Consider the following 20,505-nt stretch of genomic DNA (forward strand, 5'->3'; position numbering starts at 1 on the left):
GGCGGGCGCCGTACGCCCTACCAATTGCGGTTCAGCCAGGAGCGGGCCGGCTTTTCGATGATGTAGTAGCTGCACAGCGCGCAAGCGAACGCCGCCGCAAGCATCAACCACGGCGAACTGCCTTTTATGTCGACGAATTGATAAAAGGGCTGCTGCCAAAGATAGAGCGAATACGACCACAGCCCCAGCATCGTCATCGGCAGGGACGATAGAAACCCGGTCAGATACCGGCTGCCGAAGTCGAGCGAATTGACGGCGAGTGCCAGCAGCGGCACCGCGACCAGATAGTGGATGGGGGTTGGCACGGCAGCCATGAAAAGGAGCACAGCCACTACTGAGGCCGCCAGGGCGACATGTGGCCCCTTGAACAGCGCCGGCAGCCTGTCGTCGGCCTTGAGCAGGCATATCACCGCCGACAGCAGGATCGAAGCGATGTGCACGTCGGTGCGCCAATAGGTGCCCTCGTAGCCTATTGCGAGCACCCAGTAGGAGATGGCGCCGTTTGCCATGGCCAGCACCGACAATACGCCGAGCAACATGATGACCCGGGATCGCCCCGAGACGACGACGCTGATCAGCGCCAGGATGATATAGGCGTGCTCTTCGACGCAGAGCGACCAGATATGGTCGAGCGCGCCGGCGCGGGTGACGAGAATTCCGGCATAGTTGTAGGTGAACGTCAGCGCCGTCAGCGCCGCCTTCCACTTGAAGGCGATGAATGTGCCGGACAGGGCAACCATCGCGGCGACGACAAAAATCAGCAGTGCCGGGTAGATGCGGGAGAACCGGCGCTTGAAGAATTTCTTCAGCGGATAGTATTCGACAAACAGGATCTCGGCCATCAGCCGGCCGCTGAGCACGAAGAAGAATTCGACGCCCAGGACGCCGAGATTGATGCCGGGAACGGGGAAGAAATGGCCGATCAGCACCAGCGCGATCGACAGGCCGCGCCAGCCGTCGAGATAGGCAAGCCTGGTTCTTGCCGAGCTATCGGCGACAGGCCTGGACACGACAAGACGCGTCGCGGAGATGTCCGTCATGCCGGTCCCTTCATTGAACCTGCGAAAGGTGGGCTGGAGGCCGCATTCCTCCAGCTATATTGCAGCGCACCAGAGCTTTGTGCAAGTGCGAGATAACGACACGCCCGAAGTACGGGGGCGGACCGAAAGGGGGCTGTCACGTCCGTTCCCCGAAACCAAAGGTCGACAGTCTCAGGCGTTGGCGGCAGGCGCTGCGCGCCATGGCCAGCCTAACGGCAAATGGTACATCTCCATCTTGGCCGGCAGAGCAAAATGTACCGGTGATTTCCGCGGCACCGTGCGGCAGGCCTGCTCTTCCGCCATCCAATGCCTTGCCCGTTTGCCCAAATCGGCCGAATGTGCCGGGGACAGATCCACTGAACAGAGATAGTGCATGACCGGCCTCGTCCTTCCCCTGCCCGCAACCCCGTCGGTGGCCGTGGCCGGCTCGCCGGAGCGTTTTGCCGTGCGCCGGATCTTCTGCGTCGGCCGCAACTACGCCGCTCATGCCCGCGAGCTCGGCAATGACGAGCGCGACCCGCCCTTCTTCTTCACCAAGCCAGGCGACGCAGTGGTCGATGCGGCGGTCGGTTCGGGCACGATTATCCCCTACCCGCCGCTGACCCAAAACCTGCATCACGAAATCGAGCTGGTCGTCGCGATCGGCGGAGCCGGCTTCCGCATCCGGCGCGAGCGCGCGCTGGACCATGTCTGGGGCTACGGCGTCGGCGTCGACCTGACTCGCCGCGACCTTCAGGACGAGGCAAAAAAGGCGGCAAGGCCGTGGGACTGGTCGAAAGCCTTCGACCGTTCAGCGCCCTGCGGCCCGCTGGTTCCGGCGCAAAAATCCGGTCATCCCGACAAGGGCCGCATCTGGCTCGCGGTCGACGGCGAGATCAGGCAGGACGGCGACCTCGCCGAACTGATCTGGCCGGTTCCCGACATCGTCTCGATTTGCAGCGAGGCGCTAGAGCTTAAGCCCGGCGACCTGATCTTCACCGGAACACCGGCTGGCGTCGGCGCCGTCGGGCCGGGCGAAAAGATCACCGGTGGCGTCGACGGCATCGGCGAAATCGAACTGACCATCGGCCAACCGATCCGATGAGCGACATCGTCCTCCATAACTACTACCGCTCCTCGACCTCTTACCGGGTGCGGATCGCGCTGGAGATGAAGGGCCTGTCCTACGACTACGTGCCGCATCATTTGCGCCACGGCGAGCATCTCGAACCCGCCTACCTCGCGGTCAATCCGCAAGGGCTGGTGCCGGCACTGGTCCTGGACGACGGCAGGCTACTGACGCAATCGCTGGCGATCATCGAATATCTCGACGAGACCACGCCTGAGCCACCGCTGCTGCCCACGGATGCGCCTGGCCGCGCCCGCGTCAGGATGCTGGCGCAGATGATCGCCTGCGACATCCATCCGGTGAACAATCTGCGCGTGCTGACCTCGCTGCGCACACTGTTCGGCGCCGGCGACCAGGATGTCGTCAACTGGTTCCGGCACTGGGTCAACGAAGGCTTCCAGCCGCTTGAAAAGATTCTGGCTTCCTCGCCCGAGACCAAGACATTCTGCCATGGCGACACGCCGGGGCTGGCCGACATCTGCCTGGTCGCACAGGTCACCAGCAATGCCCGCTTCGGCGTCGACATGACGCCCTACCCGACGATCTCGCGCATCAATGCCGCCTGCACGGCGCTGCCGGCGTTCCAGAATGCCGCGCCTGAGAACCAGATCGATGCCGAATAGACCGCAAATCGCAGAAGTCATGAGGAACAGCCGATGAAAGCCGTCGTCTTCGAAAAATTCGGCGAGGCGCCGACGATCCAGACCGTGCCGGATCCGACGCCGGCGCCGGAAGGCGTCGTCATCAAGGTTGAGGCCACCGGCCTCTGCCGCAGCGACTGGCATGGCTGGATGGGGCACGACGACGGTATCCGCCTGCCGCATGTGCCTGGCCACGAGCTTGCCGGCGTCGTGGCCGCGGTGGGCAACCAGGTGACCCGCTGGAAGGGCGGCGAGCGCGTCACTGTGCCGTTTGCCGTCGGCTGCGGCCGCTGCTTCGAATGCACGTCGGGCAACCACCAGGTCTGCGAACATCAGTTCCAGCCCGGCTTCAGCGCCTGGGGTTCGTTCGCCGAATATGTCGCCATCGACCATGCTGACACCAATCTCGTACGCTTGCCCGACGAGATGGAATTCGCCACCGCCGCCAGCCTCGGCTGCCGCTTCGTCACCTCGTTCCGCGCCATCGTCGATCAGGGCCGGGTGACGCCCGGCGAATGGGTGGCCGTGCATGGCTGCGGCGGCGTCGGCCTGTCGGCGATCATGATCGCCAGCGCCATGGGCGCCAATGTCGTCGCCATCGACCTCACGGACGAGAAGCTGGACTTTGCCAAAAAGATCGGCGCGGTGGCGACGATCAACGCGGCAAAGACGCCGAACGTAGTCAAGGCGGTCAAGCAGATCACCAATGGCGGCGCGCATATGTCGATGGACGCGCTCGGCCACCCCACAACCTCTTTCAACTCGATCGCGAACCTGCGCCGTCGCGGCCGCCACGTGCAGGTCGGCCTGATGCTCGGCGACCATGCCAGGCCGCAGATACCGATGGACAAGGTGATCGCATTCGAGCTCGAAATCCGCGGCAGCCACGGCATGCAGGCGTTCCGCTACCAGGCGATGATGGAGATGATCCGTACCGGCAAGCTGAAACCCGAACTGCTGGTCGGCAAGAAGATCAGCCTCGAAGAGGCGCCGGCCGCATTGATGGCGATGGGCGGCTTCGAAGGCATAGGCATCGGCGTGGTGACCAGATTCTAGATCACGCCCTGAGCCTGGATCAGCGAAACGACGCGCAGACCTCCCGCACGCAGGCTCGCAGCCAGCGTTGTGCTGGATCGGCATCGAGTCGCGGATGCCACAGCATCGAAATGGTGACCTCCTCGATATCGACCGGCAACGGGAAGCTGTACATGCCCGTGCGCGCGCCCAGCGTGTGCCGTTCGGGGACGCTGGCGATCAGATCGGAGGCGCGCGCCATGGCGAGCGTGGCCGAGAAGCTGGAAACCATGCACACGATCGTCCGCTGGAGACCGAGCAGTTTCAAGGCCTCGTCGATCGGGCCCTTTTCGCGGCCACGCCGCGAAACGCTGATGTGGCGGCCGGCCGCATAGCGTTCCGGCGTCATTGGGCCCTCGCCCAGGCTGTGACCCGTTCGCACCGCACCGATGAAGCGGTCGCGAAACAGCGCCTGAATGCGCATTTCAGGGTTCGTTTCACTGGCAACCCCGATTTCGAGGTCAACCGCCGCGTCACGCAACGACATGTCGTTCTTGTCGGATTTCGGCGCAAAACGCAGCCGCACGCCAGGTGCATCCGCTTCGACACGGGTCAGAAGACGCGGTGCGAACTCCTCGACGAAACTTTCGTTGGCGCGCAGCGTGAAGACCTTGTCGAGAGCAGAGAGGTCGAGGAGCTTGGCCGGGCGCAGCAGCGCTTCCGCATCCTGAACGACGCGGCCTACCTGTTGCTGCAATTCGAGCGCGCGCGGCGTCGCAACCAGGCCACGGCCGGCCCGGACCAACAATGGGTCGCCTGTCGCCTGGCGCAACCGCGCCAACGTCCGGCTCATCGCCGAGGGACTGAGGCGCAGCCGCCCGGCCGCGCGCGCCACACTGCCCTCGCTCAGCAGCACATCGAGGGCGACAAGCAGATTGAGATCGGGTGACGACATGGAAGGACCGTAGCACAGCTCGGCCGCGATGTGGCGTTTCATGCACGAATAAGATGCAAATACTGCGCCTTCCGCCACATCATGCGAGGGAATAGCGTCCGACAGCTCCGATTGGGGGCTGCCGGCAAAGGAGTTCACCTTGGCATCGACCGCTGAAAAGATCTGGGACGAAGTTGCCCCGGTGAGCGCACGCTCGACCCGATGGGCATTGGCAAGCCTGTCGCTTTCAACGCTGCTGTCGTCGCTCGCCACCAGCATCGCCAGCGTCGGGCTGCCATCGCTGATGCAGGCATTCGGCGCATCGTTCCAGCTCGTGCAATGGGTCGTCCTGGCCTATCTGCTCGCCATTACTACCTTGATCGTCAGCGTCGGGCGGCTCGCCGACGTATTCGGCCGCCGACCGCTATTGCTCGGCGGCATTGCCCTGTTCACCTTCGCATCGGTGCTTTGCGGGCTCGCGCCGACGCTCTGGCTGCTGATCGCCGCACGGGCGGCACAGGGGCTCGGCGCGGCCGTCATGATGGCTCTGACGCTGGCCTTTGTTGCCGACGCGGTTCCCCGGGATAAAACCGGCAGCGCCATGGGCCTGCTCGGCGCCATGTCGGCGATCGGCACCACGCTTGGCCCCTCCCTTGGCGGACTGTTGATTGCCAGCCTCGGCTGGCGCGCGATCTTCCTCATCAATCTGCCGTTGGGGGTGCTGGCCTTTGCGCTTGCCTGGCGCTTCCTGCCGGCCGGAAAAAAGACGCCAGATCGGCGCGGTTTCGACGGCATCGGCACGGCCTTGCTCGCGCTGACGCTAGCCGCTTATGCGCTCGCCATGACCCTTGGGCGTGGCAGTTTCGGTTCTCTCAATGTCGGCTTGCTGATTGCCGCCACCGTGGCTGGCCTGCTGTTTGTCATTGCGCAGACAAGGGTCCAGAACCCTTTGATTCAACCTGCGAGGTTCCGCGACCAGGCGTTGAACGCAAGCCTCGCCATGAACCTGATCGTCGCCACTGTGATGATGGCGACGCTGGTGGTCGCACCATTCTATCTGTCGCGCGCGCTCGGGCTAGACGCAGCCATGGTCGGGCTGGTTCTGTCGACCGGCCCTCTGATTACCGCATTGGCGGCGCTGCCGGCCGGACGCCTGGTCGATCGTTTCGGGGCGCACCGGATGACGATCGTCGGCCTGTTCGATCTCGCTATTGGCACCTTTGCTCTGTCGCGGGCGGAATTCGGTATTGCCGGCTATGTCGCACCAATCATCATCGTCTGCACCGGCTACAGCCTGTTTCAGACCTCCAACAATTCGGCCGTGATGACGGGCGTCGCATCCGACCAGCGTGGCGTCGTCTCCGGCCTGCTCAATCTGTCGCGCAATCTCGGCCTGATCACCGGTGCGTCGGTGATGGGCGCGGTGTTCGCCTTCGCATCGGCTGGGGAAGGGACTGGCTTGGCAGTGTTGGCACCTGCGGCAGCGGCACGAGGGATGCAGGTCACTTTCCAGGTGGCAACGGGCCTGGTGCTGATGGCGCTGATCCTTGCGGTATTTTCAGCCCGCGCCACGGCCGGGCGAACTGATATCGTTGCCAAGCATCCTTGAGGGTTTCCACCCGGTTCGCATGCAACTCCGGCAACTGGCGCACCTATCTCGCATATCTCTTGGCACCGACGACGCAAAGTACGACGGCGGCGGTGACGGCGATCATGGCGGGACTGACCTGCTCATGCAGCAGCGCTGCCGCCAGCCCGAGGCCGAAGAAGGGCTGCAGCAGTTGCAACTGCCCGACGGCGGCGATGCCGCCTTGCGCCAGGCCGCGATACCAGAACACGAAACCGATCAGCATGCTGAACAGCGAAACATAGGCCAAACCGATCCAGGCGCCCCTGCCGGCACTTTCGAGCGACGGCGGCAAAGTGATGAACGTCAGCGCCAGCATGAGGGGCAGCGACAGCACCAGCGCCCACGAAATCACCTGCCAACCGCCGAGTTTGCGCGACAGCGCCGCTCCTTCGGCGTAGCCCAATCCACACACGATGATGGCGGCCAGCATCAAGATGTCGCCGAGCGGCGAGACCGACAGGCCTTGGGTGACTGCGAAACCGGCGACAAGGGCGCTGCCGAGGCACGAGAACAGCCAGAACGCCGGCTTCGGGCGATCACCGCCTCGAACCACACCGAAGATCGCGGTCGCCAACGGCAACAGGCCGACGAAGATGATGGAGTGAGCCGACGTGATGTGCTTGAGCGCCAGCGCCGTCAGCAGGGGAAAGCCGACCACGACGCCAAGCGCCACGATCGCCAGCGGGAACAGATCTCGCCGCTCCGGACGCTTCTGACGAAAAATGAGCAGCAGCGCCAGGCCGAGGATGCCCGCCGAAGCCGCACGGGCGACCGTTACGAACACCGGATCGAAATCCATCACCGCCACGCGCGTCGCCGGAAGCGAACCGCTGAAGATCAGCACGCCTATGAACCCGTTAACCCAGCCACTCGCCGCCCAACTACTCGCCGCCTTGTTCATCGATGCCCCGCTCGTTTTCGCCCTCTATCGGGCCGGGCGGTCTGGCTCCGCCAGAGACAATCAGGTACAGTTTGACAAAACCGTCATGGTAGGGCGAGCAGTACGGATGGATGAGCAGACGACAACAGATGAGCGCAGCCGAACGCTTGTCGAAAGCGTCATGGCGACGATCAGGCACAGGATCGCCGCGCGCAGCCTCACACCGGGAACGCGGCTGCCTTCGATCCGGGCGTTCGCCAAGGCCATGCAGGTTTCCAAATCCACCGTGGTCGAAGCCTATGAGCGTCTGGCGGCGGAAGGCATGATCCGCTCGCGGCCAGGCTCGGGCTTCTATGCCGCCGGACCGCTGGCTCCGCTGTCGCTGGCCGAGATCGGCCCCAGGCTTGACCGTGCTGTCGACCCGCTCTGGGTCTCGCGCCAATCGCTGGAAGCCGGCGACGGCGTCCTGAAACCGGGTTGCGGCTGGTTGCCGGCGTCATGGATGCCCGAGGCCGGATTGCGTCGCGCGCTGCGGACGATGGCCCGCGCCGACGACGCAGCGCTGACCGATTACGGCACGCCGCTCGGCTTGCCGGCGCTACGCCATCTGCTGGCGCGGCGCATGGCCGAGCACGGTATCGAAGCCTCCCCGGACCAGATCATGCTGGCGGAATCGGGCACTCAGGCGATCGACCTGCTGTGCCGGTTCCTGCTCGAACCGGGTGACACGGTGTTGGTCGACGATCCCTGCTACTTCAACTTCCATGCCCTGTTGCGCGCCCATCGGGCCAAGGTGATCAGCGTCCCCTACACGCGCTCGGGTCCGGACATCGAGCTGTTCGCGCAGGCACTGAACGAGCATCGGCCGCGCCTCTACATCACCAATTCGGCGCTCCACAATCCGACCGGCGCCATATTGTCCCCGGTCGTTGCCCATCGGGTGCTGAAGCTCGCCGACCAGTCAGGGCTGACCATCATCGAGGACGATATCTTCGCCGATTTCGAACACACGCCCGCGCCCCGGCTGGCTGCCTTCGACGGCCTCAGCCGGGTCATCCACATCGGAAGCTTTTCCAAGACCCTGTCGGCATCGGTGCGCTGCGGCTTCATCGCCGCTCCTCGCGACTGGATGGAAGGATTGACCGATCTCAAGATCGCCACGTCGTTCGGCAGCGGTCGGCTTGCATCCGAACTGGTACTGACGCTGCTGAAGGATGGCCTCTATCGCAAGCACGTGGACCTGCTGCGCGCGCGGCTTTCGCGCGCAATGGAGGAAACCAGCACCCGCCTGAGGGCGATCGGCATCGTGCCATGGATAGATCAGCCGGCCGGCATGTTTCTGTGGTGCAGGCTGCCGGAGGGGATAGATGCCGCGGATGTCGCCCGCCATGCCCTGTCGGCCAACGTCGTGCTCGCGCCCGGCAATGCGTTCAGCCTGTCCCGGTCGGCCAGCCGTTACATGCGCTTCAACGTCGCCCAATCGGGAGACGACCGGGTTTTCAGGGCGCTTGAACAGGCGATGTCGCGTTGATTGCGCTGCCGCAAAACTGAGGCTGAACTCTCAGGCCCCTGCCCGCTTGCGGCGTGCATAAAGCATGACGAGCGTCTCGGCGGTCAGCGCCGGCCTCTGCTCGCCTTCGATCTCGACCGTATTGGCGGCCTTCATCAGATATTGCCCCGGACCTTTGTCTTCCATCGACAACAGCGTGGTGCGCAGCCTGATTCGCGAGCCGACCCTGACCGGCGCCACGAAGCGCACTTTGTCGAAACCGTAGTTGAACGCGGCCTGCGTGTTTTCGGGTACGATCCCCATCTCGAGCGCCAGCGCGCCGATGATGGACAGAGTCAGATAGCCATGCGCGATCGTGGTGCGGAACGGGCTTTGCCGCTTCGCCCGCTCGGGATCGACATGGATCCATTGATGATCGCCCGTGCATTCGGCAAACTGGTCGATGCGGTGCTGATCGACCAGCGTCCAGTCCGAAACGCCCAACTCCTGCCCGGCCATCGCCCTGAGTTGCTCGAAGGTCGGCGGCGTCCTCGGCCGTATCTGCGTCATTCCTGCTTTCCCGATCGCTTGCCTGTTCCGGACCACGACGGGCCGCCCCTGTCAATTCGCCAGTGCGATTCCAGCCCATAATCTTCGGCCGCGAACCGCCGGTCTTCGCCGCCGGCAAGCGTGCTGCCGGGGAACAGCTTACCTCTTGTCGTGGCCGGCGCGGATCTCCTCCATCGCCTCCTTGATGCGGCTGCGCAGGATTTCGATCGATTCGGTGCCGGACGCCCTCGCCAGTTCGGTCATCTCGCCGGCATTCTTCAGCGCGGTCTCGAAGGATTTCCTGGCGAACGCCGCCTGCTTCTGCATCATTTCCTGCGGATTGCCGGGCGCTCTGTAGCTTTGTGCCATGTCGGTGATTTCGCGCAGTGTGTCCTGCAGCATCTCGCGTTGCCTTGACAACAGCGCCGACGCTCCGGCGGCACTCGCCCGTGCCGACTTCTCCAGCGCTTCCAAGTTCCTGGCGTGGTGGGCGAGGATCGCCTCGACATCGACATTCGGCAGCTTCAGGTCGCGGCCGAACTTGCCGAATATGTCGATGAAGGACTCGGACTCCGGTCGTTTTGCCATGCTGGTTCTCTCCCCCTGTTGCCGCCAACGCCGCCACTGCACGGAAGATAGTGCAGCGAAGCTCAGCGGTCCATTCGGACGAGTCAGCCGACAAGAAACAGCCGTTCGGCAGTGTAGAGCACGAGGCCGGCAAGGCCACCGATGATCATGCCGTTGAAGCGGATATATTGCAGGTCCTTGCCGATGTTCATTTCGATAAGCCTTGTCAGTTGCGCGAGGTCCCAGCGCTTGACCTGGTCAGCGATGAACTTCGACACGCCGCTCTTCTGGCTTTCGACGAAGGACGCCAGCGCCACGATGAAGCCCTGGTTCATGTCGGCCCTGATCTGCGCGTCGTCGGCAAGATGGCGGCCGACCTCGACGAACATGGTGGCGAGATGGTCGCGGATCATCGAATTCGGCGCCTTGGCGTCCTGTTCGATGAACAGCCGCAGGCTGTCCCACATATCGCCGGCCAGCGCGCTGAGCTCCGGCCGGGCAAGGAAATCGCGCTTCAGCTTTTCGGCGCGCCTGGCATATTGTTTGGATGTCCTCAGCCGCTCGACGAAGGTTTCGACGAAAAGGTCGAATTCGACTCGCATCGGATGGTGCGGATCGGCCCGCACCTCATCGAGCAGCGAGCCGGCCGACGCAATGATCTTCTTCAACAGATAGGCGTCGGCGCGAAACAGGTTGAACAGCGACGGCAGTTCCTCGCGGATCTTCTCGCGCATCGTCGCCAGCGCCTGCTCGTCGCTCAGGAAGCGGCCGACCACCTTGGTGAACTCGTCGAATAATTTCTGGTGGCGGCGATCGTCGGTCAGCGCCGACAGCAGCTCGGCGGCGAGCGGCGCCAGCGGCACCTTTTCGATCTGCTCCAGCATGCGGCTGGTGACGAAGCCGCGCAGTCCGGATTGCTCGACCGCCGCCAGCGCCTGCGGCACCAGCCGGCCGACGAAGCGCGATAAATCGGCGGCGCGGTTCGGGTCGGCCAGCCAGTCCGCGACCAGCGCCGAAAAGTCGACCTCGGCGAGCTTTTCGCGCACCGGTTCCGGCGCCAGGAAATTCACCTCGATGAAGCGGCCGAGATTGTCGGCGATGCGATTCTGGTTTTCCGGGATGATGGCCGTATGCGGGATCGGCAGGCCAAGTGGCCGCCGAAACAGCGCCACCACCGCATACCAGTCCGCCAGCCCGCCGATCGTCGCCGCCTCGGCGAAAGCGGCGACGAAGCCCAACCACGCATGCCGGCTCTCGAGCGATTTCGCCACCGCAAAGACCAGCACGCAAAACGCAAGTGCTGCGGCGGCGACGAACTTGGTGCGCCTGAGCGCCGAAAGCTTGGCGTCGGCATCGGCGTCGAACCGGACGGACGCGACGGATGCAAATGCCGGGGCTGGTCGTGACATGATGGGCCGCTCCTGATCGTGTATGCGAACTTATCTAGTGTCGCCTGCCCCAGAAAGCGCGCCGCTGGTTCCGGTGCGCGCAATCGTGCACGCAAACTTGACGCCAGAATTCATCTATTATGCAGCGCCAGTCTGGAATTGTTCCAAACTGTAGGCCATATTGACGCCAACCACTGTTATGTGAGGACACAATGCGGCTTACCCGTCAGACCAATTACGCCATGCGCATTCTGATGTATTGCGCCGCCAACACCGAGCGGTTGAGCCGCATCCCCGAGATCGCCGCCGCCTATTCGGTATCGGAACTTTTCCTGTTCAAGATCCTGCAGCCGCTGGTCGAAAACGGCCTGATCGAAACGGTGCGCGGCAGGAATGGCGGCGTCAGGCTCGGCCGCGCGGCCGAATCAATCAGCCTGTTCGATGTCGTGCGGGTAACGGAGGAAAGCTTTGCCATGGCCGAGTGCTTCGAGAACGACGCCGCCGAATGTCCGCTGGTCGACAGCTGCGCGCTGAATTCGGCATTGCGCGAAGCGCTCAACGCCTTCTTCGCCGTGCTGTCGCGCTACACGATCGCCGATCTGGTGGCGGCGCGCCCGAATGTGCGGCACCTGCTCGGCATCGACATGCTGGTGCAAAGGGCGCCGGCCGCCTGATTTTTGGTCGCATCTCAGTTGGTGAGGTCTGTTGAGATTCAGGTCAGGCCGAGCCGGAGTCGAAGACGGGCGCGAAGCGACCAAAATGGTGGTTTCCGAGAACCGGAACGGAGCGTACGTTTGGGTACGTGAGTACCGGCCTGCGCCGGCCATAGCCTTAACTGCCGCACCTCTCATGAATGCTTCGGCCGGCGAAGGCCGGAAGCGCAGGAAACCGCCATTTGCAGGCCGGCATCACCTGAATATCAACAGATAGACTGCGGCAATACGAACGGCATGTTTGCCGCCGGCAACACGCCGACCTTCAGCCGGCAATCGAAGACCTTTTCGATCAGCTCGTCGCTGAGCACCTGCTGCGGCGAACCTGTAGCGGCGAGCCTGCCGCGATGCATGACGAAAATCCGGTCGGCATACATCGCCGTCAAATTGAGGTCGTGCAGGATGGCGACCACGCCGCCGCCGCGTCTGGCGAAATCGCGGGCGATGTCCATGATGATCAGCTGGTGTTTGATGTCGAGGCTGGACACCGGCTCGTCGAGGAACAAATAGCGCGGCTTGCCGTCGAGCACCGGCGCCCAGACCTGGCAGAGTACGCGAGCAAGCTGCACGCGCTGCTGTTCGCCGCCGGACAGCTCCTGGTAGAAGCGGCCGGCGAAACCGTCGAGGTCGACGCGAGCCAGCGCCCGTTCGGGCAGGCGCTGGTCCTCGCCGGACAGCGCGCCGGAGCGCCCGCCGACCAGGCCCAGCCTGACGATCTCACGCACTGTGAACGGGAAGGACAGCGTCGTCGCCTGCGGCAGCACGGCGCGCAGCGTCGCCGCTTCGAGAGGCTTCATCGCGGATAGATTGCGGCCGTTGACGGTGACCTCTCCCGAATAGCCAAGATCGCCGGACAGTGCTCTGAGGAAGGTCGTCTTGCCCGAACCGTTGGGGCCGACGATGGCCGCGATTTCGCCGGGCCGCGCCTCGAAATCGACATTGGCGACAATGCGCTTGCCGCCAATCGCCACCGAGACATCGCGCGCTTCGATCATAGGCAAACCCTCACAAGTCGATGACGCCGCGCTTGCGCAGCAGGATCCACAGGAAGAACGGCGCACCGGCGACCGCGGTGACGATGCCGATCGGCAATTCGGCCGGGGCAACGATGGTGCGGGCGACGGCGTCGGCCAACAGCAGCAGCGCGGCACCAAGCAGTGCCGATGCCGGCAGCAAATAGCGGTTGTCGGGGCCGATCAGCAGGCGCAGCAAATGCGGCACGACGATGCCGACGAAGCCGATGCCGCCGCTGACGGCGACCGACGCGCCGACCGCTGCCGAGACGCCGACAATCGCGGAGTATTTCAGCCGCTGCACCGGAATGCCGAGATGGCCGGCCGTGGCCTCGCCGAGCGCCAGCGCGTTGAGGCCGCGCGCCAGGAACGGCATTGCCGCCAGCGCCAGCACGATGACCGGCCCGACCGAGCCGATCTTCTGCCAGGTTGCGCCGCCCAGCGAGCCGAGCTGCCAGAAGGTCAGGTCGCGCAATTGCCGGTCGTCGGCCATGAAGATCAGGATGCCAGTCAGCGCCATGGCAAGCGCGGCCAGCGCGATGCCGGCGAGCAGCATGGTGGCGACGGAGGTCTGGCCTTGCCGTGTCGCGACCCGATAGAGCAGCAATGTCGTAGCCAGCCCGCCGCAGAACGCAGCCAGCGGCAAAGCCATCGTGCCGAGCGCCGAAGTCAGCGGCGCCAGCATGGTCGAGCCAAGCACGATGACGGCGACCGCACCGAGGCTCGATCCGGCCGAAACGCCGATCAGGCCGGGGTCGGCCAGCGGATTGCGGAACAACCCCTGCATGACGGCACCGGAGACTGCAAGCGATGCGCCGATCAGCACGCCCAGAACAACGCGCGGCAGACGGATGTCATGGATGATCAGGCGGTCGCGGGCGCTCAATGCCGCGTCGCCGGGCAACGCGCCGAACAGCCAATCATGCATGACGCCGATGGCCGAGGCATCGGATGCGCCGGAGGTCAGCGACAACAGCACGGCGATAGCCAGCCCGACGCAGAGCAGCACGATGACGAGGCGGGCGCGCCGCGAACGATCACCCTCGGCTGCCGTCGCCATGATGCCCGCCGCACCGGCGATCGAATGATCGGCCATCGCGCTCAATCCGTGACCTGGCCGCCATAGAGCGAGACGGCGAGGTCGTGGATGGCGTCGGCCGTGCGCGGGCCGAAGCCGAGCAGGTAGCCGCCGTCCATGCGGATCAGCCTGCGGGCGGCACCCGCCGGCGTCGAAGCCACGGCAGGGTTCGAAAACAATTCGTCATCCGCGGTGGCCGGTCCGGCATTGTTCATCATCAGGATCACGTCGGGCCTGGCGGTGATGACTGCCTCGTCCGACAATTGCTTGTAGCCGGCAAAGCCGTCGATGGCGTTGATGCCGCCCGAAAGCTTGATGATGCCGTCGGCGGCGGTGTCGCTGCCGGCGGCAAGCAGCTTGCCGCCCTGCATCGACAGCACGAACAGGATGCGCTCGCGATCCTTGATCGAGGCGGCCTGCTTTTCGGCTACCTTCAGCTTGGCGTCTATCTGGGCCGCCAGCGCATCGGCCTTGGCCTCGGTGCCGAGCGCCTTGCCGACGATGTGGATCTTTTCGAGAATGCCTTGATTATCATAGCGCTCGGGCACCTCGATGAACGGGATGCTTGATTTCTTCAGCACGTCGACGGCTTCCTTCGGTCCGCTGCCGTGCAACGCCAGTATGCCCGACGGATTGACCGACAGCACACCCTCCGGCGACAGCTGGCGCATGTAGCCGACATCCGGCAGTTCCACCGCCGCTTGCGGATATCGGCTGGTCGAATCGCGTGCGACAAGGCGATCCTGTTCACCGAGCGCGTAGACGATCTCGGTGATCGAGCCGCCGATGGCCACGATCCTCGAGCGATCGGCGAAAGTCGCGATGCCCTCGGCGGCTTGAGCCGTCATCAGCGTGGCGAACCCCAGGAAAACGGCGGCCGCAGGACCAAGCGCCGACCTGGAGACCGATGCCAGCCTGGAGACAAGAACCATCGTCGTTTTCCTCAGGCTGCGGTCGGGCTTGGGATACGCGGCAGGTTTTCGGCCAGAAAGCGCCAGTCTTCGCGCTCGCTTTCGCCTTCATGCCGCTTACCGAAGAACTGGATGATCATCTTGCCGTCGGCGCCATAGACTTCGAGCGACGTGACATGGCCGTCCCTGGTCGGCTTGCGCACGGCCCAGACCTCATCGATGTGGTCGGTCCGCAGGTGCAGATGGAAGGTCTCGTCGAGCACGTTGAGCCATGGTCCCATCGGCTTGATCGAGGCGACGGGGCCGGAATGGATCTGGATGCAGCCGCGATTGCCGACAAAGCACATGATCGGCATGGCGCCGGCAGCGGCGTGGTTGAACATGGCGTTCACCGCATCCTTGTCGACCAGCCAGGCGTAATCCTGGCCGACCATGCGCACCGCCTGTCGGCGGCTGATCTTCAGTGTCTTCAGCATGCCGAAGAACTGGTGCACGTCGGTCAGCTGGCTCCAGCGGTCGCGCAGATCGTCGATGCTCGCCGAATTGTCCGCAGTCTCGGTCTCGTCGGTGGTGCCCGCTGAAATCGCCACCGTCGGCTCCTGGTTCGGCGATTCCAGCCCGGCCACCAGTTTCTGATAGGCATAAAGGTTGGAGGCTGGCCTGAGGTGCACCTTGTGTACCGCCTCGCCTGCGGTGTCGAAGAACTGCAGGCTGCGGCGGATGTCGGCGCCGTCGCGCTTTTCCACGGCAAAGCCGTGTGCCCAGACTTTTGGGAAAATGCGCAGGTCGATATTGTCACCGAGCACCATGGCATTGTGATTGCCGGTGACGACCTTGTCGTAGACGCCGATCTTCTCGTGCACCGCGCTTTCGTTGCGGGTCAGCGCCATCACCTCACCGACAGCTTCGAGGCCAGTCAAAAGGTCGTTGACACGCGGCTCGACGCGCACGACGCCGTCGCCGCAATGCGCGGCGACCAGTTCGGCCTCCGAAATACCGAGCTGGGCGGCGAGGTCGCGCTCGCGCATTTTCGGATTGTCTGCCCGTGCCCGCCGGATCTCGTGCGGGGCGGGTTTTACGCGCTGGTCCATTTCTGCCACCTACTTGTTGAGGATGAGCTTGCCCTGCCGGGTGATCTTCAGCCGGTACAGCGCACCATGATGCTCGATGCCGATCTCGTGCTCGCCCTGGAACAGCGTGTTGCTGGACAGCGTTCTCACGGCCGATTGGACCCGGTCGAAACGGACGGAATTTTCGTCGGAACGGCGGACGCGATAGCGAAAGTCGCTGGGATTGTGCGTGTTCATGGGTTCGATCCCTTTCCTGTGCCTGGCATCTGGCTCGGGGCCTGCGTGAAATGCCGATTCAATTCTTGACTCGAATGATCATGTTATCTAGCAGTGCAATACCGGAGTAAATGAGTCAACATTTAAGACGCCGGACGCGATGAAAAATGCCAGCGAGCCCCAAGCCAGCCAGCATCGAACATGGATTCTTGGAGTTGCAGCATGGGGTTGGCGAATTGGGGACGGCTGGCGGGCAGCGGCCTGACACATTGTTCTATGACAAGCAAAATGGCCGCGTTGCTGGCCGGCGCGGCGGCGATCCCGCTGCTCGCCACACCGGCCGGCGCCCAGCAGGCCGCCCAAGCGGCAGCCGACCAGCAGCAGACTGACCCGTCTCAACAGCCCGAAAAGGTAAAGCCGGCCCCGGCGGGTACCACACTGCTCGACAAGATCCTGATCCTCAGCCGTACCGGCGAGACGGCGATCGAGTCGCTTGCTTCAGCCAGCCATGTCGACGAGGAACAGCTCGAGCGCCGCATGGCGACGACGCCCAACGAAATGCTGTTCGGTGTGCCGGGTGTCGCCGTCCAGGCCGACGCAAGGCGTGTCAGTTCCAGCATCAACATCCGCGGCCTGCAGGACTTCGGCCGCGTCTCCGTCATCGTCGACGGCGCCCGCCAGAATTTCCAGCGCTCGGATCATGGCACGCAATCGACCTTCTACATCGATCCCGAATTGATCAAATCCGTCGATGTGATCCGCGGTCCGGTCGCCAACACCTATGGCTCCGGGGCGATCGGCGGCGTCGTATTTTTCGACACCAAGGATGCGCAGGATTTCCTCAAGCCCGACGAGACCTGGGCGGCATCCGCGACCGGGCGCTACGAAACCAACGGCGAAGGCTGGACCACCAGCGCCACCGGCGCCTATCGGATCAACGAGAACTGGGACGTGCTTGGCAATATCCTCTACCGCGACTATGACGACTACGAGCATGGCGGCGGCGACACTGTAGCGGGCACCGGCTTCGACGTCTTGAGCGGCCTCCTCAAGACGACCATCCGCCCCAGCGAAAACAGCGAGCTGAAGCTGGGCTGGATCGGCTCGAACGACGGATGGACCGAGACCAGCGGCAGCGCGCCGGTGAACGACGCCGACCTGAAGGCGAATACCTTCACGGCCCGCTACAACATCACCGACCAAGACAAGAGCTGGCTCGACCTCCACATCAACGCATCCTACAACAAGACCAAGCTCGATCTGACGACCCTTGTCGCGCAAAACCGGTTTGATCCGGTCACCGGTCTGCCCGTGGTTTTGCCGGCGGGTTCGAAATCGACGTTCGACATCGGCACCTCCGGCATCGACATTTGGAACACGTCGAGATTCGAGACCGTCGGCATTGCGCATGAGCTGACCTATGGCGGCGACTGGGTTGGCGACGATGTCGAGACAGGCGGCACGGCGGGCGGCGACAGCTTCTATACGCCCTCGGGCAACAGGAACGTCTCCGGCGCTTACGTTCAGGACAAGCTCACCTGGGACTGGCTCGAGATCATCGCCGGGCTGCGCTACGACAGCTACAAGCTTGACAGCGATGTCGGCGAAACCTCTGGCGACCGGCTGTCGCCACGCATCACAGTGGGCATTTCGCCCTTCGAGAGCGCCAGCCTTTCCGGGCTGCAATTCTACGGCACCTACGCTGAAGGCTATCGTTCTCCGTCGCTGTCGGAGACCCTGATCAGCGGCAACCATCCAGCCGGCGTCAGCTTCCCGTTCCTCCCCAATCCCAATCTCAAGCCCGAAACCGGCAAGACCGTGGAGTTTGGCGTCAATTACAGCACCAACGGCGTCATCGAGGCTGATGACGCGCTGCGGCTGAAGGCGGCCTATTTCAACAACAACGTCGACGACTACATTGATGGCGTAACGCTATCACCGTTCGACCCGACCAGCGGCTGCCCGTTCGGCCCGGGCATCCCGATCTGCTTCCAGTATCAGAACTTCGCCAAGGCCAAGATCCACGGTTTCGAGATGGAGGGCGTCTATGATGCCGCCTGGGGCTTTGCCGGGCTTTCGGCGTCGTTCACCGACGGCCATACGATTTCCTATGAAGGCGAACGGGCGGACCTTGTCACCGTCCCTTCCTCCCAGGTCACCGGGCAACTCGGCTTTCGCTTCCTCGAGGACAGGCTGACCGTCGGCGGCGAGGTGCAATACAACGGCAAGCCGCAGGGCAACGCCGTCGCCAAGGACTACACGCTGGTCAATGCCTTCGCCAGCTACCAGGCAACCGACAATTTCAAGGTCGATTTCCGCGCCGACAATCTGTTCGACGTCAAATACGCCAACCCGCTGAACGCATCGACCACCAGTGTTGTCTACGAGCCAGGCGTCACCCTGAAGCTGGCGGCGACGATGAGGTTTGGAGGCTGACAACAATGACAGGCATCACAGCATCCCTTCGTCTGTTCGCCGCGGTGCTGGCAATGTCGCTTGTTGCGGCTCCGGCGTGGACACAACAGCAAGCACCGGCGCTGATCCTCGAGCTCAACGGCGCGCAGCCTTCCGACAAGGGCTGCCGCCTGACCTTCGTGGTCACCAACAATCTCGGCGCCGACCTTTCCAAGGCGGCATTCGAGATCGCATTGTTCAACGAGGCCGGCGTCGTCGACCGGCTGACCGTGCTCGATTTCAAGGAGCTGCCGGCAGGCAAGACCAAGGTGACGCGTTTCGATCTTGCCGGCACGGATTGCGGCAAGGTCAGCCGCGTGTTGATCAACAGCGCCACGGAATGCGCCGGCGCCGAGCCGAATGCCTGCATGCGCGGGCTGAAGACGCAGACCAGGACCGGCATCGCCTTCGGGGTCTGAATTTTGGGACCGGAACCCGCATTCGCGCGAAACGCCGTGGCGTGGCCACTAGCCGGTTTCCTGCCGCCGGAGCCGGACGATCCGGACTTCGCCATCCCGCGCGAGGCGCTGCGTGTTTCGCTGCGCGACAGGCCGGAAGACAGTTACATCGCCGATGCCGACGGCGACTTGCCGACGGTGCCTGCGGAGCCATTGCGGCAGGCACGACAGACGCGGCGGCGCCGCAACTGGACGGTGGCGATCGCCTGCTCTTGCGCATTCCACGTAGCCGTGGCGCTGGCCTTTCTCACGCTGCCGGACGACCGGCCAAGCATCGAAGGTGCCGACCAGCAAGGCGAAATGCTGCTCGGCGCCGACCCACAGCAGGCGGCCGGCGATGTCGGAGACGATCCGGAAGTGGCCAACGTGACGATGGTGACCATGCTGGACGCCAAGCCGGTCGAAACGGTCGAGGCGCAGGCGGCCGCGGCAGAGGAGACGCCCCAGCCGGTCACCGATGCGGCGGAGACATCGGACAAAGAAGTGGTTGAGCCGGTCAACGAGGCCGCCACGGAAATCGCTGTGCCTGCCGATCGCACCGAGCCAGCACCTGCGCAGCCGGCGCGCCAGGACCCATCGCCCGACGTTCTTGCAACCGACAGGCTGGTGCCTGCCGACGACAATGCCGTGCCGCCGCCAGTCAGCGCGGTCGAAACGGCCGAACCTGCCGAGACGAGTGCGCCGGCACCAGCCGACCCGGCGCCGGCCGAAACGGTTCAGACGACCGAGACAGTCGGCGCGGCGGACGAACCGAAGCCGGACAGGCCGGAGCCCAAGCAGCCGAAGAAGGCAACCGCAAAGAACAAGCCGGTCAAAAAAGCCGAACCGACTGAAACCGAAAAGCCGCCCCTGCGCAAGAAGGCGGGCAAGGCTGCGGCCAAAGCCGACACCAAGAAGAAAAAAGCCGGCTCCGGCGGCCGTGACGAAACGGATGTCGCGCGCGGCATGGCCGACGGCAGGAAGGACGGCAAGATCCTGACCGCCAGCAGAGGCGGCAAATCAGGCATCGGCAATGCAGCCGTCACGAACTATCCCGGCAAGATCAGGTCAAAACTGGTGCGGGCCTTCAATTCGACACGCACGCGCGCCACCGGCACAGCAACCGTTGCCTTTACCGTCGGCTCGAACGGCAGCGTCCGGTCGGCCAGGCTGACGGGCAGTTCGGGTGTTGCCGCGCTGGACAAAGCCGCACTCGACGCAGTCCGCCGGGCTTCTCCGTTTCCTCCCATTCCGGAAGGAGCCGGTCGCTCGGCTTGGCAGTTCGAAGTGCCGCTCGGTATCAGGTAACGATCGTCCTCATGCGGGCACCAAAGTCGGCGCCGCCCCTGCCAGCGATGAGCGAACCCTGGCGA

20 protein-coding genes are annotated in these 20,505 nt (G+C 64.0%); 9 read left to right on the plus strand and 11 right to left on the minus strand.

Translation table 11 applies throughout. The features are described 5' to 3' along the window. Positions 1-17 precede the first annotated feature (17 nt). Positions 18-1,040: an acyltransferase family protein gene (locus NKH90_RS02010; RefSeq protein ID WP_352614017.1), complete on the minus strand. Its 1,023-nt coding sequence runs from the start codon at positions 1,038-1,040 to the stop codon at positions 18-20. Between the two features lie 373 nt (positions 1,041-1,413). On the opposite strand from NKH90_RS02010, the gene NKH90_RS02015 reads away from it, so the two are divergent. Genes NKH90_RS02015 through NKH90_RS02025 form a run of 3 tightly spaced genes read left to right on the plus strand, consistent with a single transcriptional unit; the run spans position 1,414 to position 3,845 of the window. Beyond that, positions 1,414-2,124, plus strand: coding sequence for a fumarylacetoacetate hydrolase family protein (locus NKH90_RS02015; protein ID WP_352816891.1), 711 nt, complete (start codon positions 1,414-1,416; stop codon positions 2,122-2,124). Continuing rightward, the gene (maiA, locus tag NKH90_RS02020; protein WP_352816894.1) at positions 2,121-2,771 is read left to right on the plus strand and encodes a maleylacetoacetate isomerase; all 651 of its coding nucleotides are present in this window, start codon (positions 2,121-2,123) and stop codon (positions 2,769-2,771) included. The genes NKH90_RS02015 and maiA overlap by 4 nt, the downstream gene beginning before the upstream one ends. Positions 2,772-2,804: 33 nt before the next feature. After that, entirely contained in the window at positions 2,805-3,845 is a 1,041-nt protein-coding gene (locus NKH90_RS02025) for a zinc-dependent alcohol dehydrogenase family protein (protein WP_352500893.1), read from the plus strand. 19 nt (positions 3,846-3,864) lie between these two features. Here NKH90_RS02025 and NKH90_RS02030 read toward each other — a convergent pair whose 3' ends face one another. Then, on the minus strand, positions 3,865-4,758 hold the full coding sequence (locus NKH90_RS02030) for a LysR family transcriptional regulator (protein WP_352501099.1): 894 nt from the start codon (positions 4,756-4,758) through the stop codon (positions 3,865-3,867). Positions 4,759-4,897: 139 nt separating this feature from the next. On the opposite strand from NKH90_RS02030, the gene NKH90_RS02035 reads away from it, so the two are divergent. Beyond that, complete coding sequence (locus NKH90_RS02035; protein WP_502898794.1) at positions 4,898-6,346, plus strand: MFS transporter; 1,449 nt, start codon at positions 4,898-4,900, stop codon at positions 6,344-6,346. A 43-nt stretch (positions 6,347-6,389) separates the two neighbouring features. Here the strand turns inward: NKH90_RS02035 and NKH90_RS02040 are convergent, their stop codons facing one another. Beyond that, positions 6,390-7,268 carry a DMT family transporter gene (locus NKH90_RS02040; RefSeq protein WP_352816897.1) on the minus strand — a complete coding sequence of 293 codons (879 nt, stop codon included), beginning with the start codon at positions 7,266-7,268 and terminating at the stop codon, positions 6,390-6,392. A 106-nt stretch (positions 7,269-7,374) separates the two neighbouring features. On the opposite strand from NKH90_RS02040, the gene NKH90_RS02045 reads away from it, so the two are divergent. After that, positions 7,375-8,778 carry an aminotransferase-like domain-containing protein gene (locus NKH90_RS02045; protein ID WP_352500895.1) on the plus strand — a complete coding sequence of 468 codons (1,404 nt, stop codon included), beginning with the start codon at positions 7,375-7,377 and terminating at the stop codon, positions 8,776-8,778. Between the two features lie 30 nt (positions 8,779-8,808). On the opposite strand, the gene NKH90_RS02050 is transcribed toward NKH90_RS02045, so the two are convergent. The 3 genes from NKH90_RS02050 to NKH90_RS02060 form a co-directional block, all read right to left on the minus strand. Continuing rightward, on the minus strand, positions 8,809-9,306 hold the full coding sequence (locus tag NKH90_RS02050) for a MaoC family dehydratase (RefSeq protein WP_023676428.1): 498 nt from the start codon (positions 9,304-9,306) through the stop codon (positions 8,809-8,811). A gap of 138 nt (positions 9,307-9,444) precedes the next feature. Continuing rightward, the gene (locus NKH90_RS02055) at positions 9,445-9,873 is read right to left on the minus strand and encodes a phasin family protein (RefSeq protein WP_352500896.1); all 429 of its coding nucleotides are present in this window, start codon (positions 9,871-9,873) and stop codon (positions 9,445-9,447) included. Positions 9,874-9,956: 83 nt separating this feature from the next. Beyond that, entirely contained in the window at positions 9,957-11,261 is a 1,305-nt protein-coding gene (locus tag NKH90_RS02060; protein ID WP_352816901.1) for a DUF445 domain-containing protein, read from the minus strand. 191 nt (positions 11,262-11,452) lie between these two features. On the opposite strand from NKH90_RS02060, the gene rirA reads away from it, so the two are divergent. Beyond that, positions 11,453-11,914 carry an iron-responsive transcriptional regulator RirA gene (gene rirA, locus NKH90_RS02065; RefSeq protein ID WP_023676431.1) on the plus strand — a complete coding sequence of 154 codons (462 nt, stop codon included), beginning with the start codon at positions 11,453-11,455 and terminating at the stop codon, positions 11,912-11,914. Positions 11,915-12,159: 245 nt separating this feature from the next. Here the strand turns inward: rirA and NKH90_RS02070 are convergent, their stop codons facing one another. From NKH90_RS02070 to hemP, 5 genes are read right to left on the minus strand one after another with little or no spacing between them, the layout of a single operon-like run. After that, positions 12,160-12,948 (minus strand): heme ABC transporter ATP-binding protein, encoded by a 789-nt coding sequence (locus tag NKH90_RS02070; RefSeq protein ID WP_352816904.1) that lies wholly within the window; start codon positions 12,946-12,948, stop codon positions 12,160-12,162. A 10-nt stretch (positions 12,949-12,958) separates the two neighbouring features. Then, complete coding sequence (locus tag NKH90_RS02075) at positions 12,959-14,062, minus strand: FecCD family ABC transporter permease (protein WP_352539708.1); 1,104 nt, start codon at positions 14,060-14,062, stop codon at positions 12,959-12,961. A 5-nt stretch (positions 14,063-14,067) separates the two neighbouring features. Continuing rightward, positions 14,068-14,976, minus strand: a complete 909-nt coding sequence (locus NKH90_RS02080) for a heme/hemin ABC transporter substrate-binding protein (protein WP_352816909.1) — start codon at positions 14,974-14,976, stop codon at positions 14,068-14,070. Positions 14,977-14,987: 11 nt separating this feature from the next. Then, positions 14,988-16,046 (minus strand): hemin-degrading factor, encoded by a 1,059-nt coding sequence (locus NKH90_RS02085; RefSeq protein WP_352816911.1) that lies wholly within the window; start codon positions 16,044-16,046, stop codon positions 14,988-14,990. 9 nt (positions 16,047-16,055) lie between these two features. Then, on the minus strand, positions 16,056-16,262 hold the full coding sequence (gene hemP, locus NKH90_RS02090) for a hemin uptake protein HemP (RefSeq protein WP_352451949.1): 207 nt from the start codon (positions 16,260-16,262) through the stop codon (positions 16,056-16,058). A 201-nt stretch (positions 16,263-16,463) separates the two neighbouring features. Here hemP and NKH90_RS02095 point away from each other — a divergent pair, with 201 nt between their 5' ends. From NKH90_RS02095 to NKH90_RS02105, 3 genes are read left to right on the plus strand one after another with little or no spacing between them, the layout of a single operon-like run. Next, positions 16,464-18,677, plus strand: a complete 2,214-nt coding sequence (locus NKH90_RS02095; RefSeq protein WP_502896452.1) for a TonB-dependent hemoglobin/transferrin/lactoferrin family receptor — start codon at positions 16,464-16,466, stop codon at positions 18,675-18,677. Positions 18,678-18,682: 5 nt separating this feature from the next. Next, entirely contained in the window at positions 18,683-19,114 is a 432-nt protein-coding gene (locus NKH90_RS02100; RefSeq protein ID WP_352470344.1) for a hypothetical protein, read from the plus strand. Positions 19,115-19,150: 36 nt separating this feature from the next. Beyond that, positions 19,151-20,440: an energy transducer TonB family protein gene (locus NKH90_RS02105; protein WP_352816917.1), complete on the plus strand. Its 1,290-nt coding sequence runs from the start codon at positions 19,151-19,153 to the stop codon at positions 20,438-20,440. The last annotated feature ends 65 nt before the right edge of the window (positions 20,441-20,505 follow it).

Origin of the sequence: Mesorhizobium sp. M0898, assembly GCF_040319695.1 — a bacterium.
Lineage (GTDB): Bacteria > Pseudomonadota > Alphaproteobacteria > Rhizobiales > Rhizobiaceae > Mesorhizobium.